The 18,969-nt window shown below is 58.1% G+C and carries 3 protein-coding genes; all 3 read left to right on the top strand.

The window, feature by feature from the left end; all coding sequences use genetic code 11:
* Positions 1–15: 15 nt before the first annotated feature.
* On the top strand, positions 16–1,023 hold the full coding sequence (locus tag KYE_RS00015; RefSeq protein WP_008169101.1) for an NAD-dependent epimerase: 1,008 nt from the start codon (positions 16–18) through the stop codon (positions 1,021–1,023).
* 139 nt (positions 1,024–1,162) lie between these two features.
* Positions 1,163–1,621, top strand: coding sequence for a lipocalin family protein (locus tag KYE_RS00010; protein WP_227497702.1), 459 nt, complete (start codon positions 1,163–1,165; stop codon positions 1,619–1,621).
* Positions 1,622–2,232: 611 nt separating this feature from the next.
* Positions 2,233–18,969 (top strand): Ig-like domain-containing protein (locus KYE_RS00005; RefSeq protein WP_050898215.1); only part of this gene is annotated, 16,737 nt, incomplete at its 3' end.

Below are 18,969 nucleotides of genomic sequence, written 5' to 3'. Positions count from 1 at the left end.
TTCAGGGAGAGACACGTGAAGATTCTTGTTACCGGAACGGCCGGTTTTATCGGCTCACACCTGGCTCATCGCCTTCTTGATCGGGGTGATGAAGTCATTGGCGTTGATAACGTCAATGATTACTACGATGTGAACCTGAAGGAAGCGCGGCTGAAGCGCCTGACCGACAAAGCCGGTTTTACCGAAGTCCGTCAGGATGTGGCTGACCGCGCTGCCATGGAAGCCCTTTTCGCCGAGCACAAACCCGAGCGGGTAGTGCACCTGGCGGCCCAGGCGGGTGTCCGGTATTCCATCGAGAATCCTCACGCTTATGTGGACGCCAACCTCGTTGGTTTCATGAACATCCTTGAAGGGTGCAGGCACAATAAGGTCGAGCACCTCGTCTATGCGTCCAGCAGCTCGGTGTACGGTGCCAACGAGACCATGCCGTTCTCGGTGCACGACAACGTGGATCACCCGCTGAGTCTCTACGCGGCCTCCAAGAAGGCCAATGAGCTCATGGCCCATACATACAGCCATCTCTATAATCTGCCGACCACTGGTCTGCGGTTTTTTACTGTCTATGGTCCCTGGGGCCGACCGGATATGGCGTTGTTTATCTTCACCAAGAAGATACTCGCCGGAGAGCCCATCGACGTTTTCAATCACGGCCACCATCGTCGGGATTTCACTTACATTGACGACATTGTGGAAGGCGTGATTCGCACCCTGGATCATGTGGCCGAGCCCAACGATCAGTGGAGCGGTGCAACTCCGGACCCCGGCACCAGCAAGGCGCCGTACCGGTTGTATAACATCGGAAGTAACAACCCGGTTGAGCTGTCCCGGTTCATCGAGATTATTGAGGAACGGGTTGGCAAGAAAGCGGAGAAAAACCTGCTTCCTTTGCAGCCCGGCGATGTTCCCGCCACCTACGCCAATGTCGATGATCTGATCGACGACGTAGGGTACAAGCCGGCCACTCCCGTAGAGGAGGGGATTGCCCGATTTGTAGACTGGTATCGGGACTTTTACAACGTATGAATCAAGGGCCAGCAACTGCTGGCCCTTCTCGTATCTGATATTTAAAAATGGTGCGCTAACGATGATGGCAGTGTTAAGAAGATGGTCCTTGATAGCCGGGCTTGTAGCCCTGTCCGGTTGCACCGGCCTTCCGGAGGACATGGAGCCAGTCACCGGTTTTGATGGCGACCGCTACCTGGGTACCTGGTACGAAATCGCCCGCCTGGACCATTCTTTCGAGCGCGGTCTCACCAATGTTCGTGCCGAATACAGCCGTAATGATGACGGCAGCATAAAGGTCATCAACCGCGGGTATAACGCTGAAGAAGAGAAATGGGAGGAAGCTGACGGCCGCGCCGTATTTGTCGAAGACGAAAACACAGGCCATCTGAAGGTGTCTTTCTTTGGGCCCTTTTACGCCTCTTACGTGGTGTTCGAGCTCGACAAGAAAGAGTATTCGTATGCCTATGTGACCGGTTACGATCGGGACTATCTCTGGTTTCTCTCACGCACGCCGGAAGTCAGCGAAGGGGCGATTGAGGCGTTCAGGGAGCGGGTAATAGAAGAGGGATTTGATCTGGAAGAGTTGATCATAGTGGAGCATGACGAGAACCTCTAGGATCAGTGGACCAATCAGATTCGATCTGGGTCATACAACATCTGAAAGTTGACATGGTCGTGGTTTATCAAATTGAGTTATGTAAAGGCCCTATCCAATTAGACTGTCTAGCTGTTTTACGCCCCTCCACCAATGCCTTTACGTGATGCCAGAAAAATAGGAACAACAAGTCGTGGTGACTCATATACTGAATACTCAGCAGCAAAGGTTTCCAACTGTCCAGGAACTTTACATGCCGTGAGCATGCCGAGACATGCAGCCGTGCAACTAATTCAGTATTTAACCTATTGAATATATCCCCTGCTTAAGGCGTCGGTTGGGTGTGTGGGGTGAATGACGAAATGTCCAAAAAATTTACACCATCCTCGTGCATCTGGGCCAAACAGGGTGTTTTCAAATATCTTTAAGAAATAAATTATTGTTTCGCAGCAAAAAAAACTTTGTGGTTTGGTTTTTGCTCAAGCACATCAAGTGGTCGATTACCCTGCCTGAGTGAATTATTGGGATTTAAGCCGTCTCGACCCGAGGGCATGCTGTAAAGGATTATGGATCAGTAAATCCTTGTGCCAATAACACCCGCATCCGGATTTCGTGCTGCGCATTCGTGTGTCATGCCGCCGGGTTCTTCATGGATTGAAACTCTAGAAGGGGTTCTCGACGTGAACATGGTACTCAATTCTCAGACCAATAACCCATCCAAAACCCTACTCATTGCTGACGCCGAACTGAAAGGCATAGAACTACTCCTGTCCGGTGAACTGAAAGCCGACCACATCTTGCTAGTCCAGCGTGATGATGACGCCTTGTTTAAATTGGAGCGCTATCTGAACTCGGCAGGTCGCGAATTCAGTCAATACTTTATTTTGTGTCACGGCGCCCCCGGAAAATTAAAGTTGGGGGCACATGAGATTGATACGAACCAGTTGGCAGTGCGAACAAGTCTGAACCTGGGGCTTTCAAAGTGGATGCGCGGGAAGAGATTAGGGCTGATCGCGTGCAGCGTCTCAGCTCAGGAGTGTGGGGTGCGTCTGCTGGAGGCATTGGGCCAGCATTGGGGCGTTAGGGTTTCTGCATCCCCAACCAAATTGGGTCATACCGAAGCGGGCAGAAACTGGGCGATTATGGATAATTCGGGTACGACTTCCACTCTCCCGCTTTCATCCTTTGCCATGGCCACCTATGAGTACTCACTCGATGACAACCCCTTTGATGAGGGCAAGGTGAACCTCTACACCAGTGGTGATCAGGATGAGCCCGTCATACGCACGTTGGCCGATGGCAGCTATATCCTGGTCTGGACGTCGCAGAATCAGGATGGCAGTGGCGACGGTATCTTTGCGCAGCGTTTCAGCGAGTCCGGCGCCCGCCTCGGTGCGGAATTTCAGATCAGTGACTCCGCCATCGGGGATCAGAACACAGCGGCAGTGGCCGCTCTGTCGGGAGGTGGTTATGTGGTGACCTGGGAAGCCGCCGATGGGAGCGGAACCGGCATCTACAAACAGCAGTTTGATGCCAGCGACCAGCCTTTAGGTGGCGTCGCGTTGGTCAATACCTCCACCTCTAGCTCTCAGTATGAGGCGCAGGTGACAGGGCTGACCGATGGCGGATATGTGGTGGTTTGGCGTGATGGCGGCAGCCTGGACGGCAGTGGCGACGGGGTTTTTGCGCAACGCTACGATGCCGCCGGCAATGCCGTGGGAAGTGAATTCCAGGTCAATACCGAATTTTCCAGCTCCCAGTTTCAACCCAGTGTCAGCCCTCTCGGGGATGGTTTTGTGGTGGCCTGGGCGTCTTTTACCAGTGGCACTGCCGGCGACGGCAGCGGCTACGGCATTTTTGTGCAGCGCTACAGCGATACGGGGACAGCGCTCGGCGGGGAGGTCCAGATCAATCTGGAAACATCGGGCAATCAGACCGAGCCGAGGGTTACTGAACTCGCCAGCGGTAACTTTGTGGTGGTCTGGACTTCTGCAACCAGTGGGTCTGCCGGGGATGGTTCCAGTGACGGGGTGTTCGCGCGTTTATTCAATGCCAGTGGCACACCGCTTAGTGGCGAGATACAGGTCAATACCACCACGAGCAGTAACCAGCAGGACTCCGCCATTACCGCCCTTGCAGGCGGTGGTTTCGTTATTGTCTGGACCGATCAGAGTGGCGCAGACGGCAGTAGCAGTGGGGTTTTTGGTCAGGAGTTTGACGCGTCCGGCAATCCAGTAGGTTCTGAGTTCCAGGTGAACGAAGAGATCAGCAGTGTCCAGTACCAGCCCACGGTGACTGCGCTGGATAATGGCGGTTATGTGGTCGCCTGGTCTTCCTTTACCAGTGGCTCTGCCGGTGACGGCAGTGGTTACGGCATCTTCAGCAAGACCTTTGGCGATCCTGCTGCTTTTTCGATTCAGGCCAGCCCGGAAGTGGACGGCATTCACACCAACGTCACCTATGATGAGAACGACCTCAACAGCGCTCCGCAGCTGATTGATACCAACGGTGCGTCGGCAGTCAGCGATGCAGACTCGGCCAACTTTGATGGAGGCACCCTGATTGTCAGCCGGATCACCGGTTTCGGTATCTTTGATCAGTTCGGACAGGATGCAGAGTCTCAGGAACAGTTCGGTATCCGCAATCAGGGCACCGCTGCCGGCCAGATTGGTGTGTCAGGCACCGACGTAACTTATGGCGGCATCGTTATCGGATCCATCACGTCAGACGGCAGCAACGGCGGTGATCTGGTGGTCACGCTCAATGCCAGTGCCAATCCCACCAGTGTTGAAGCGTTGGTTGAAAATCTCACCTATGAGAATACGTCGGACGATCCGGTGGCTTCCCGGGATATCACCATTCAGCTCAGCGACGGTGACGGCGGTACTTCTGAGCCGGTCATAGTAACCATCAATATCACGCCATCCACGGACGGCGTTGGACCGGTGTTTGGTGAACGTCAGGTCAACAGCTTTGTGGAGGGGGAGCAGCGTGAGCCGTCGGTCGCCTCTTTGGCCGATGGCGGTTATGTCGTGATTTGGGAATCGGATAACGAAGACGGCTCCGGCTATGGGATTTTTGCTCAGCGTTATACTGCGGAGGGCGTGATTACCGGGCCGGAGTTCATCGTCAATTCCCAAATTTTTGGTGATCAGGTCGACGCGCGGGTCACCGGCCTTGATGGTGGTGGTTTTGTCGTGAGCTGGACCGACCAGGTGTCCAGCGCCGATGGCTCGGGCTATGGGGTTTTTGCCCAGCGCTTTGGTGCGGATGGGCTGCCCGCGGGCAGTGAGTTTCTGGTCAATACCACGACCAGTTCCTTTCAGTATGAATCGGCGATTGCCGCACTGAATGACGGTGGTTTTGTCGCGGTCTGGCGGGATGATAGTGGCTCGGACGGCAGCTCTGCCGGTGTGCAAGGGCAACGGTTCGACGCGGCAGGTAATCCGGTCGGAGGTGAATTTCAGGTCAATACCGAATTCAGCTCTTTTCAGTATGAGCCCAGCGTCAGTGGCCTGAGTGGCGGCGGGTTTGTGGTGACCTGGACGTCCTTCACGTCCGGGTCTGCCGGGGACGGCAGCGGTCAGGGCATCTTTGCCCAGCGTTACGATGCAGCCGGTAACCCCCAGGGTGGTGAGTTCCTGGTCAACACCGAAGTGACTGGCGATCAGAGAGAATCGGTGGTGGCGGGTCTGGCCGATGGCACCTTTGTGGTGGCCTGGACGGATCAGAGCGGGCTGGACACCTCTAACTACGGTGTCTATGCCCAGCATTATGCGGCGGATGGCAGTGCCTTGGGCGGCCAGTTCCGGGTGAATGAAAACGTTTCCAGCAACCAGTACGAACCGGCTATCACCGCGTTGGACGGTGGCGGGTTTGTGATCAGTTGGCGGGATGACAGTGGCCGCGACGGCAGTGGCACGGGCGTCTTTGCGCAGCAGTATGATGCGACAGCCAGCCGGGTCGACGGCGAGTTTCAGGTCAATACCGAATTCTCCAGTACCCAGAGCCAGGTGGCACTGGCCGGACTTTCTGGCGACAACTTCGTGGCGGTTTGGCGTTCTCAGAATAGCGGCACCGCCGGCGATGGCAGTGGCGGCGGCATCTTCCAGCAGTTGTTTGGGGAGCCGGCAGACTTTGGTAGCCAAGCCTCGCCCATCTTATCGGAGTTCACGCCCGAAGTGACATTCTCGGAAGCAGCACTGAATGCCGGCGCACTGCTGCTGGATGCGAATCAGTCTGTCTACGTGGCGGACAGTGATTCAGCTGACTTTGACGGCGGTAGTCTGCTGGTCACTCGACTGGGCCTGCTCGAACCAATACTCGATCAGTTTGAGAGCCCCGATGATGGTACTCAGGATCAGTTGAGCGTTCAGAATCAGGGCGTCGGCGCCGGCCAGATCGGTGTCAGCGGAAGCAGTGTAACCTACGAAGGGGGAGTCATCGGCACCATCGTTTCAGATGGCAGCAACGGTAGCCGACTGGAGATCACCTTCAACAGTAATGCCGATGCAGCCGCCGTAGAAGCGCTGGTCGAGCGCCTAACCTACGCCAATACCTCCGACGATCCGGTGCCATTCCGGCAGTTCCGGATTCAAATCAGCGATGGTGATGGTGGTACATCTGAACCCGTGGTGGTCAAGGTCAACGTCACGCCGGAACAGGACGGTGTTGCACCCGTGTTTGGCGAACGCCAGGTCAACAGCTTTGTGGAAGGTGAACAGCGTGAGCCGTCAGTTGCTTCTCTGGCCGATGGCGGTTACGTGGTGGTTTGGGATTCAGACGGGGAGGACGGTTCCGGCTATGGCATTTTTGGTCAGCGGTATACCGCCGAGGGGGTGATCACCGGGCCGGAGTTCATCGTCAATTCCCAGATTTTTGGTGATCAGGTTGAAGCCCAGGTTACTGGCCTTAACGGTGGCGGGTTTGTCGTAAGCTGGACCGATCAGTCGTCGAATGCAGATGGGTCTAGTTGGGGAATCTTCGCCCAGCGTTTTGGCGCAGACGGTCTGCCCGCGGGCGGCGAGTTCCTGGTGAATACCACCACCAGCTCCTCTCAGCAGGAATCGGCCATTGCCGCATTGAATGACGGCGGCTTTGTCGCAGTCTGGCAGGATAATGGGGGTGCGGACGGCAGTAGCTCTGGAGTGCTGGGGCAGCGGTTCGATTCGGCGGGTAACCCGGTTGGGGGTGAATTTCAGGTCAATACCGAATTCAGCTCTTTTCAATACGAGCCCAGCGTCAGTGGCTTGAGTGGCGGCGGTTTTGTGGTGACCTGGACGTCTGCTACGTCCGGGTCTGCCGGTGACGGCAGCGGGCAGGGCATCTTTGCCCAGCGTTACGATGCAGCCGGTAACCCCCTGGGTGGCGAGTTTCTGGTCAACACCGAAGTGACCGGCGAGCAGAGAGAATCGGTGGTGGCGGGTCTGGCCGATGGCACCTTTGTGGTGGCCTGGACGGATCAGAGCGGGCTGGACACCTCTAACTACGGTGTCTATGCCCAGCATTATGCGGCGGATGGCAGTGTTCTGGGCGGCCAATTCCGGGTCAACGAAAACGTTTCCAGCAACCAGTACGAACCGGCCATCACTGCGTTGGACGGCGGCGGGTTTGTCATTAGCTGGCGGGATGACAGTGGTCGCGACGGCAGTGGCACGGGCGTCTTTGCGCAGCAGTATGATGCGGCAGCCAGCCGGGTCGACGGCGAGTTTCAGGTCAATACCGAATTCTCCAGTACCCAGAGCCAGGTGGCACTGGCGGGACTTTCTGGCGACAACTTTGTGGCGGTTTGGCGTTCTCAGAACAGCGGCACCGCTGGCGATGGCAGTGGCGGCGGCATCTTCCAGCAGTTGTTTGGGGAGCCGGCAGACTTCGGCAGCCAAGCCTCGCCGACGCTGGAAGGCGTTAACACTGAATTGGATTTGTTTGAGGGGGATGTCAACACGACGCCGCAGCTGCTGGATGCCAACGGGGCAGTCGCTTTGAGTGATCTGGACAGCAGCGATTTTGACGGCGGCATGGTGCTGGTTTCCCGGCAGATTATTCCCGTGCCTTTATTGGGCCAGCTCAACGTACCGGATGACGCCACACAGGATCAGTTGGGCGTCAGGAATGAGGGTCCCGGCGCAGGACAGATTGGAGTATCCGGTACAGCGGTTACCTATGGGGGCATCGTCATCGGAACCATTGCCTCCGATGGCAGTAATGGATCCAACCTGCAGATTGACCTGAACAGCAATGCGACGGTAGAGGCGGTTGAAGCGCTGGTCGAAAACCTGACCTATGCCAACCCCTCAGATGACCCGGTAGACACCCGCCAGTTCCGTATTCAGGTAAGCGATGGAGATGGCGGCACAAGCGAACCGGCGTTAGTTAACGTCAATATCATTCCGGAAGTTGATGGTGTTGAAGCCATAGGGGCAGAAACTCAGGTCAACACAGAAACGGCGGCGGAACAATCCGAGCCGTCAGCAGCGACCTTGTCTGATGGCAGTTACATTGTCGTTTGGCGCTCCGATAGCAGCGGTGGCAGTGCGGATGGCAGTGGCTTCGGTATCTTTGGCCAGCGCTTTGCCGCTGACGGCTCGCCGCTCGGCACGGAGTTCCAGATCAATACACAAGCGGTGAATGCCCAGGATCAACCGGATGTGGCTGCGTTGACGGGCGGCGGTTTTGTCGTGACCTGGAGGGATCAAAATAGCAGCACCGATGGTTCGTCCAGTGCGGTGTCTGCCCAGCGTTTTGACAATGCGGGCGTGTCTCAGGGCAGCGAGTTTGTGGTTAACAGCACAACATCTAGCGGTCAGTATGAACCGGCGATTGCCGAACTCAATGATGGTGGTTTTGTTGTCGTCTATCGTGATGATAGTGGCTCGGACGGCAGCTCTTCCGGTGTTCAAGGTCAACGATTTGACGCGGCGGGTAATCCTGTCGGCACTGAGTTTCAGGTCAACACGGAAACCGGTTCATTCCAGTATGAGCCGGGTGTGAGCAGCCTCGCTGGTGGCGGTTTTGTTGTTACCTGGACGTCCTCTACCTCCGGTTCTGCCGGTGACGGCAGCGGCCAAGGCATTTTTGCCCAGCGCTACGACGCGGCTGGTAACCCTGTGGGTAGCGAGTTTTTGGTGAACACCGGAGTGTCCGGTGATCAGCGGGAGTCGGTGGTGGCGGGCTTGGCTGACGGCACCTTTGTGGTGGCCTGGACGGATCGGGCCGCTCTGGATGCCTCGTCCTGGGGCGTATTTGGCCAGCACTTTGCGGCAGATGGCACGCCGTTGGGTGAGCAATTCCGGGTCAATGAAAGCACATCCAGCAACCAGTACGAACCGGCGATTACCGCCATTGATAACGGCGGTTTTGTGATTAGTTGGCGCGACGACAGCGGCCGCGATGGCAGCGGTGCAGGTGTGTTTGGGCAGCAGTATGATGCCAGTGCCGCCCGGGTTGACGGTGAGTTTCAGGTCAACACCGAATTCAGCAGCAGTCAGTACGAACCGGCGCTGACCCACTCGGCAGGCGGTGGTTTCGTCGCCCTGTGGAGCTCGTTAACGAGTGGTACTGCGGGGGATGGCAGCTCCTCCGGTGTCTTCCTGCAGCGCTTCCAGGACGCCTCGCCGGCGCCTTATGAGCCACCGTCTGATCTGCTGAATGAACGGCCAGTGAATCTGTTCACCAGCGCAGATCAGGATGCTCCAGCCTCTGCCACCCTGACGGATGGAAGCTACGTGCTGGTATGGACGTCTGCCGGTCAGGACGGCGACAGCGATGGCATCTTCGCACAGCGTTTCAACGCCTCCGGCGAACGTATCGGGCCGGAATTCCAGGCCAATACCCAGCCCATCGGGCAGCAGTATCAGGCGGAAATTGGTGCCTTGAATGATGGCGGGTTTGTCATTTCCTGGACCGCCAATACCGGTCAGGACGGCAGCGGCGCCGGTGTGTTTGCGCAACGTTATGACGCCTCAGGGGCGACCGTCGGCGGCGAATTCCAGGTTAATACCGAAACCAGCAGTACTCAGGATAGCCCGGTAGTGGCTGGCCTTAGCGGTGGTGGTTTTGTAGTGATCTGGGACTCCACTAACAGCGGCACGGCTGGTGACGGCAGTGGCGACGGTGTCTTTGGTCAACGCTATGACGCGGCCGGCAGCCCGGTCGGCTCCGAATTCCAGGTGAATACCGAGTTTTCCAGTAATCAGAATGATCCGGCGGTGTCGGCGCTGGGCACTGGATTTATCGTGACCTGGACCTCCAACACCTCGGGCAGTGCCGGCGACGGCAGCGGTCTGGGCGTGTTCGCCCAACGTTATGATGCCAGCGGCACGCCGTTGGGCACCGAGTTCCAGGTTAATGTCGAAACAGCTTCTACGCAGGACGAGTCCGAGGTTGTCGAACTGGCCGGTGGCAATTTCGCGGTGGTCTGGACATCTACGACCAGCGGTTCCGCAGGAGATGGCAGCAGTAATGGCGTGTTTGCCCGGCTTTTTGATGCTGCGGGCACCGCGTTGACCGGTGAGGTGTTGGTGAATACCACGACTGCTTCCAATCAGGAAGACGCTTCTATTGCTGCCTTGTCCGGTGGCGGCTTTGTGGTGACCTGGACCGATAATAGCGGCTCGGATGGCAGTGGCTGGGGCGTCTTTGGGCAGGAATTCGACGCCGCCGGCACCCCAGTGGGGGCGGAGTTCCAGGTCAACCAGGAGTTCACCAGCACCCAGTACCAGCCGACGGTTACCGGTCTTGCAAACGACACCTTTGCCGTCGCCTGGAGTTCTTTCACCAGCGGGTCAGCTGGCGATGGCAGTGGTTACGGGGTGTTCCAGCGTTTATTCGGCGATGCCGCCGATTTCACGGTGCAGGCGGATCCTGAGCTGGAAGGCCTGCCCAGCGTCGTCAGTTACCTGGAAAACGACCTGAATGCAGCACCTCAGCTGATTGATACCAACGGCGCTGTCGCGGTCAGCGATATGGATTCAGCCGATTTCGAGGGCGGCCAGTTGGTGGTCAGCCGGCTGGTTGGTTTTGGTTCGGCCGATCAGTTTGGTTTGGATGCCGAATCACAGGAACAGTTGGGTATCCGCAACCAGGGTAACGCCAACGGCGAGATCGGGGTGAGCGGCGGCAGTGTGTCTTATGGTGGCACCGTTATAGGTAGCGTTCTGAGTGATGGTAGCAATGGCAGTGACCTGATTGTCGAATTCAACAGCAATGCCACCGCTGAAGCATTAGAGGCACTGGCTGAAAACCTGACCTATCAGAACACCTCCAGTGATCCGGTACCCTCCCGCCAGTACACCGTTCAGATCAGCGATGGCGATGGTGGCAGCTCCGATCCTCACATTATCACGATCGACATTGAGCCTGAGGTCGATGGCGCAGCGCCGGTATTCGGTGAACGCCAGACCAACAGCTTTGTCACCGGGTCGCAGGAAGATCCGGCGGTGGCGTCACTGGCCGACGGTGGATACGTCATAGTCTGGGAATCCGACGCTCAGGATGGGTCGGGCAATGGCGTATTCGGTCAGCGCTATAACGCCGAAGGTGTCATCGTTGGGCCGGAATTCCTGGTCAATGGCAATGTGCTGGGAAGCCAGGTGGACCCTCAGGTCGCCGGTCTTGTCGGCGGTGGTTTTGTAGTGACCTGGACGGATCAGGATTCCAGTGTGGATGGTTCCGGCTGGGGCGTTTTTGCCCAGCAGTATCAGGCCGATGGCACGCCACAAGGTACCCAGTTTCTGGTCAATACCACCACATCAAGCTCTCAATATGAGCCCTCTGTGGCGGTGCTTAATGATGGCGGCTACCTCATTGCCTACCGCGATGGCGGCAACGCCGATGGCAGTTTTGACGGCGTGTTTGCCCAGCGCTACGACGCCGCAGGTGCCACTGTCGGTGTCGAGTTTCAAGTCAACACAGAGGCCAGTTCCAACCAGTTTGATCCAAGTGTGGCATCGCTCGCTGACGGTGGGTTTGTCATTGCCTGGACCTCAGTCAACAGTGGCAGCGCCGGTGATGGTGATGGCTGGGGTACCTTCGCCCAGCGCTATAACGCAGCTGGCACCCCGGTAGGCAGCGAGTTCCAGGTCAACACCAACGTCCAGGGCTCGCAGTATGAAGCCGTGGTCGTGGGCCTGTCTGGGGGCGGCTTTGTGGTGGCGTGGCGTGACGACAGTGGTTTGGATGGCAGTGGTAATGGGGTTTTTGCCCAGCTTTACGACGCCAGCGGTGCGCCGGTCGGCGGGGAATTCCGGGTCAATGAGACTACGTCCAATTCCCAGACCGAACCGGCGATTGCTGCTCTCGACAATGGCGGCTTTGCGGTCGCTTGGCGCGATGGCAACAGCCCCGACGATGTTTTCGCGCAGCAGTACGACGCGGTTGGTAATCGCGTTGACGGCGAATTCAGGGTCAATACCGAAACCGCCAGTACCCAGGCGTCACCGTCCATCGCAGGTCTGCCTGGTGGCAATTTTGTGGTGGCCTGGCAGTCGTTCACCAGTGGCTCCGCCGGCGATGGCAGCAACTACGGCATTTCACACCAGCTGTTCGGTGATGCCGGTGATTTCTTTAGCCAGGCTTCCCCAGAGTTGGCCGAAGTGAACAGCACGGTGACCTTTGCTGAAAATCTGGTGAACGCCGTGCCGCAGCTACTGGACGCCAACGGCTCGGTGTCGCTGACGGATGTGGACTCCACCGATTTCGCCGGTGGCAGTGTCCTGGTCAGCCGCCTGACTATTCCCGAGCCGCTGTTGGATCAGTTTGAAAACAACGACGACGGTACTCAGGATCTGCTTGGCGTCCGCAATCAGGGAACGGGCGCCGGCCAGATCGGGGTGAGTGGTAACAACGTCACCTATGAAGGCACGGTGATTGGCAGCGTGGTATCGGACGGGCAGGGCAGCAATCCGCTGGAAATCAGTCTCAACGCAAGCGCCGATGCCGAAGCGGTGGAGGCACTGATTGAGAACCTGACCTACCAGAACCTGTCGGATAACCCGGTGGAATCACGCCAGTACCGCATTCAGGTCAGTGATGGTGACGGCGGAACCAGTGAGCCGGCGGTAGTGTCGGTCAACATTACACCTGAACGGGACGGTGCTGAGGCGGTATTTGAGGAGCGTACCACCAACAGTTTTGTCGAGGGCAATCAGGACGAGCCCGCCATAGCGGGACTGGCCAACGGCGGATACGTGATTGTCTGGGAGTCAGACGAGCAGGACGGCACCGGCAGTGGTGTTTTTGGTCAGCGCTACTCCGCCGATGGCGTGATTGTCGGGCCTGAATTCCTGGTCAATACCCAGGTTCTTGGCAGCCAGGTCGATCCTCAGGTCACGGGGCTGGCTGGCGGTGGTTTCGTAGTGACCTGGACCGACCAGCTCAGCGGTGTTGACGGTTCTGGCTGGGGAATATTTGCCCAGCGTTTTGGTGTGGACGGCCAGGCCCTGGGATCGCAATTCCAGGTCAACTCGACTACGGCCAGCTCTCAGTCTGAGCCTTCCATTGCAGCCCTGAATGACGGTGGCTTTCTCATTGCCTATCGGGACGGCGGCAACGCCGATGGCAGTGCTGACGGCGTGTTTGCTCAGCGCTACGACGCCACCGGCGCGACCGTCGGTGCCGAATTCCAGGTCAACACTCAGACCAGCTCCAACCAGTTTGATCCAAGCGCGGCGTCGCTTGCTGACGGCGGATTCGTTATTACCTGGACCTCGGTCAACAGTGGCAGTGCGGGTGATGGTGATGGCTGGGGCACTTTCGCCCAGCGCTATAACGCAGCTGGCAATCCGGTTGGCGGCGAATTCCAGGTCAATACCAACACCCAGGGCTCGCAGTATGAAGCCGTCGCCACCGGGCTGACCGGTGGCGGCTTTGTGATCACCTGGCGTGATGACAGCGCGCTAGACAGCGCCAGCAGCGGCGTTTTTGCCCAACTCTATGATGCAGCAGGAAATTCGGTGGGCAGCGAATTCCGGGTCAATGAGACTACCGAAGGCTCCGAGTTCGAGCCGACGATCGCCGCGCTGGATACTGGCGGCTTTGTGATTGCCTGGCGAGACAGCACTGGTTCAGACGATGTCTATGCCCAGCAGTATGACTCTGCCGGCAATCGCATCGATGGTGAAATCCTGGTGAACACGGAAACGGGCAGCACCCAGGCTTCGCCCGCCATTGCCGCGCTACCGAATGGCAACTTCGTGGTGGCCTGGCAATCCTTTACCAGCGGCACGGCAGGGGATGGCAGCGGTTACGGTATCAGCCATCAACTGTTCGGCAATGTGGGAGATTTCTCCAGCCAGGCCGCACCGGAACTGGAGGCGTTCAATAGCGAGATTACGCTGGCAGAATCGGCCGTCAATCTGACGCCTCAGTTACTCGATGCCAATGCGGCGGTCGCAGTTAGCGATGCAGATTCCAGCGACTTCGACGGCGGCAATATACTGGTATCCCGTTTGAATATTCCAGAAGCCATGCTGGATCAGTTCAATATTCCGGACGACGGCACCCAGGATCAGTTGGGCGTCCGCAATCAGGGCGTAGGGCCCGCCGAGGTGGGCGTCTCTGGCACGTCAGTTACTTACGGCGGAACGGTCGTCGGTACTATCGTGTCCAATGGGCAGAACGGCAGCCCCCTTGAAATTACATTAAACGCCAATGCAAGCGCCGAGGCGGTGGAGGCCGTAGTTGAAAACCTGACCTATGCCAACACCTCGGATGATCCGGTGCCCAGTCGTCAGTTCCGGGTGCAGATCAGCGACGGGGACGGCGGTACCAGCCAGCCTCAGGTGGTCACCGTCAACATCACACCGACCCCGGATGCCGCAGTGCCAATCTTTGGCGAACGACAGGCCAATACTGAGACCGATGGCACTCAGGATGAGTCTGCCGTGGCTACCCTGTCTGATGGCAGCTTTGTCATTGTGTGGACCTCCCAGTCCTCCGGGACAGCCGGTGACGGCGATGGCGATGGCGTCTTTGGTCAGCACTTCGATGCACTTGGAAATCCGTTGGGAGCGGAGTTCCAGATCAACACGGAAACCGCCACTAACCAGAACAATCCCCAGATAACGGCCACCAGCGATGGCGGCTTTGTGGTGGTCTGGCAGTCCGCTTCCAGTGGCTCCGCCGGTGACGGTAGCAGCAATGCCGTTATTGGCCGTCAGTTTGACGGTGTTGCCGGCGATGGCACGCCCACCGCTTCGGCCGCTGATTTCGTGATTAATACCAGTACTTCTTCAGCTCAGGATGAACCGGATGTCGTCGCTCTGCCAGGTGGAGGCTTTGTGGTGGTGTGGGAGTCCTCGGCTAGCGGCGCGGCTGGCGGTGACGGCAGTGGTGTCGGGGTGATTGGTCAGGTATTCGATGCCGCCGGCGCCACAGTCGGCGCCGAGTTCGTCGTTAATACTGAAACCAGCTCTACGCAATTCCAGCCCAAGGTGACCGCACTGTCGGACGGTGGCTTCCTGGTGGTCTGGACCTCGGTAACCAGCGGCGATGCGGGCGATGGAGACAGCAACGGTATTTTTGCCCAGCGCTACGACGCGGTGGGCAGTGCCGTTGATCGGGATGGATCAGTACTAGGGGTAGGAGAAAGCGGCGAGTTCCAGATCAACGTCACCATCGATGCCGCACAGGATGTCCCGGATGTGGCAGGGCTGGCCGGTGGCGGTTTCGTAGTGACCTGGGAATCGTCCGGTCAGGATGGCAGCGGCGACGGAATCTATGCCCGCCAGTTCGCCGACAACGGTTTGCCTGTGGCGAACGAGTTCCGCGTCAATGACGAGCGTGGTTCCAGCCAGCTCACGCCTGCGGTGACGGCGCTAGACACCGGCGGTTTTGTGGTGACCTGGCGGGACGACAGTGGCCGTGATGGCAGCGGCACCGGCGTGTTTGGCCAGCAGTATGATGCTTCCGGTAATCGTCTTGACAGCGAGTTTCAGGTCAACACGGAGTTCAGCTCAACCCAGTTTGAACCTGCCCTGTCGGCCCTGCCTGGCGGCGGATTTGTGGTGTCCTGGAGTGCCTTTACCAGTGGTGCCAGCGGCGACGGCAGCGGCTATGGCGTCTTTTACCAGCTGTATGGTAATGCGCCTCCCCAGGTCACGGATGGTGACGTGGATGGCTTCGAGGATCAGCTCCTGGTGCTGAGCGATCAACTGTTTGTCGATAATTTTGATGACCCCGATGGTCAGGGGCTTGCGTTCATTGAGATCGCGGTACTGCCGGACAATGGCGATCTGCTACTCAGTGGTGCGCCGGTCAGTGTCGGTGATCAGATTTCGCTGGCCCAGCTCGCCAATGGCGATCTGGCCTACCTGGGTGATTCGGATTATTTCGGACCGGACACCTTTGGCTGGCGGGGCAGCGATGGGCTGGTGTTGTCGACGGAGGTTGCCCAGACCAATATCACACTGGCACCGGTCAATGATGCGCCCGGGCTTGAAGCGGGTGCCGATGGCACCAGTACGGAAGGGCAGAATTTCAGTCAGAACCTGACGCTGTCCGATCCGGATCCGGACACCTACACCATCACAGTTGACTGGGGAGATGGTTCGGAGCCTTTGGTGTTCAACAGTGCCAACAAGAGCCCTAACATCAATCACACTTTTGCCCTGGAAGGCACCTACACGGTAACGGTGACCGTCAATGACAACTCCGCTGCGGCCAATGCCGAAGAAACGGATACTTTCGAGGTTACGGTGGAGAACGGCAATCCGATAGCACGGGACGATTTCTTTACGGTTGATGAGGACGACAGCGTTAACGGTAATGTGCTGCTCAACAATGGCACTGGCGCGGACTCGGATACCGGCGGTGACACGCTTTCGATCTCTGCGGTCAACGGTGTTCCGGCGGACATTGGCAGTACCATTACGCTTTCCAGCGGAGCACTGCTGACGTTGAACGCCGATGGCACCTTTGCCTACGACACCAACGGCGCATTCGATAGCCTGTCAGGCACACAGAATGGAGCCGACAGCTTCACCTATACCCTGTCAGATGGCGACGGTGGAACCGACACCGCCACTGTGAATCTGACCATCAATGGACTGAATGACGATCCGATTGCGCAAGACGACAACGTCAGCACCAATGAAAATGTTTTGCTGAACGGCAATGTTCTGGTGAATAACGGCAACGGCGCGGATGAGGACATCGACGGCGGTGTGGGCGGACTGACGGTGGTGGCGGTCAATGGCTCACCAGTGGATGTTGGTGCCGTGGCTACACTGGCTAGCGGCGCGCTGCTGACACTCAATGCCAACGGCACTTTCAGCTACGACCCCAATGGGCAGTTTGATTCACTGGATTCCGGGGAAACCGGCGGTGATTCCTTCACCTACACCATTGAGGATGAAGGTGGGGCACAGGACACCGCGACGGTCAATGTAACGGTCAATGGTGTCGGTACCACCAACACCCCACCGGTTGCTCAGGATGACAGCTTTACCACCGATGAAGACACCGCGATTGCCGGTAATGTGCTCAGCGACAACGGCAGTGGAGCGGACGCCGACGCCGACGGTGACACGCTAACCGTCACGACAGTAGGCACCTTTGCAACCACCGGTGGCGGCCTGATTAACATCAACGCCGACGGCTCGTTCAACTACTCCCCCAACGCTGCTTTTGAGTCACTGGCAGCCGGTGAGAATGATGCGGATTCCTTCACCTACACGCTCAGTGATGGCAATGGCGGAACGGACACTGCCACCGTCAACTTCGCGATCGATGGTGTTAACGACGCACCGGACGCTGTCAACGACCTGCTCAGCACGGACGAGGATACGCCGCTTTCCGGCAATGTGTTTGCCAATAACGGCGTGGCGGCGGATTCGGATGCCGAAGGCGATATCTTTGTTGTCTCAGCCGTCAACGGTAATGCCGTTAATGTGGGGGTTCAGATTACGCTGGCAAGCGGGGCCTTACTCACCGTTAACGGCGACGGCACCTTCACCTACGACCCGAACGCTCAGTTTGAGTCATTGGGTGTTGGCCAGTCTGATACTGACAGCTTTACTTACACCATTGACGACGGCAACGGTGGCACCGATACCGCCACGGTGACCCTGGCAATCAACGGGGTCAACGATGCGCCGGATGCGGTTGACGATGCCTTTGCGACGGATGAAGACACTGCCTTATCGGCCAATGTGTTGGCGGACAACGGCGCCGGATCTGATTCCGACGTAGAGGGTGATGCGCTGGTTGTCACCGAGGTCAACGGTAACGCGCTGAATGTTGGCGCCCAGATCACCCTGGCCAGCGGCGCGCTGCTGACGCTGAATGCCAACGGCAGTTTCGACTACGACCCCAACGGGCAGTTTGAGACTGTGGCGGTGGGCGACAGCACCAGTGAAAGCTTCAGCTATACCGTCAGCGACGGTAACGGCGGCACCGATACGGCCACCGCGACCATTACCATCGACGGGGTGAACGACGCGCCTGTGGCGGCTGATGACGCTTTGGTGACTGACGAAGACAGCCCGGTGAACGGCAACGTGCTGGCCGACAACGGCAACGGCGCCGACAGCGATGTGGACGGGGACACCCTGACGGTTTCCGCGGGCAGCTTTGCCACAGCCAAAGGTGGACAGGTCACACTGAATGCCGACGGCACCTTCACCTACGACCCGAGCGGCGCTTTTGAAGGCCTGAACACCGGTGACAGCGACACCGATGCCTTCACCTACACCCTTGGCGACGGCAATGGTGGCAGTGACACAGCCACGGTGAACATCGTCATCAACGGGGTCACGGATGTGCCCGACAATGTGCCGCCGGTGGCTCAGGACGATAATCTAAGCACCAACGAGGATACGCCGCTTTCGGGCAGTGTCTTGGTAGACAACGGCAATGGCAGCGATTCGGATGCCGACGGGGATACGCTGACCGTTACCCAGGTCAACGGCAACGGGCTGAATGTCGGCACTCAGATCACCCTGGCCAGCGGCGCCCTGCTGACGCTGAATGCCAACGGCAGTTTCGACTACGACCCTAATGGCCAGTTTGAAGGGCTGGCGGTGGCCGACAGCACCAGCGACAGCTTCAGCTACACCGTCAGCGACGGCAACGGCGGCACCGATACGGCCACCGCGACCATCACCATCGATGGGGTGAATGACGCTCCGGTGGCGCAGGACGACGCTGCGACCACCGATGAGGACACCGCGGTCAACGGTAACTTGCTGGCCGACAATGGCGACGGCGCAGACAGTGATGTGGACGGGGACACCCTAACGGTTACTGCGGGCAGCTTTGCCACGGCCAAGGGTGGTCAGGTCACGCTGAATGCCGATGGCACCTTCACCTATGATCCCAGTGGCGTATTTGAATCACTGGCCGTGGGCGACAGCGACACCGACAGCTTCACC

Origin of the sequence: Marinobacter manganoxydans MnI7-9 (assembly GCF_000235625.1) — a bacterium.
Lineage (GTDB): Bacteria > Pseudomonadota > Gammaproteobacteria > Pseudomonadales > Oleiphilaceae > Marinobacter > Marinobacter manganoxydans.
Note: the sequence above shows the minus strand (reverse complement) of the source record. Positions and strands in the feature narration are given on the sequence as shown.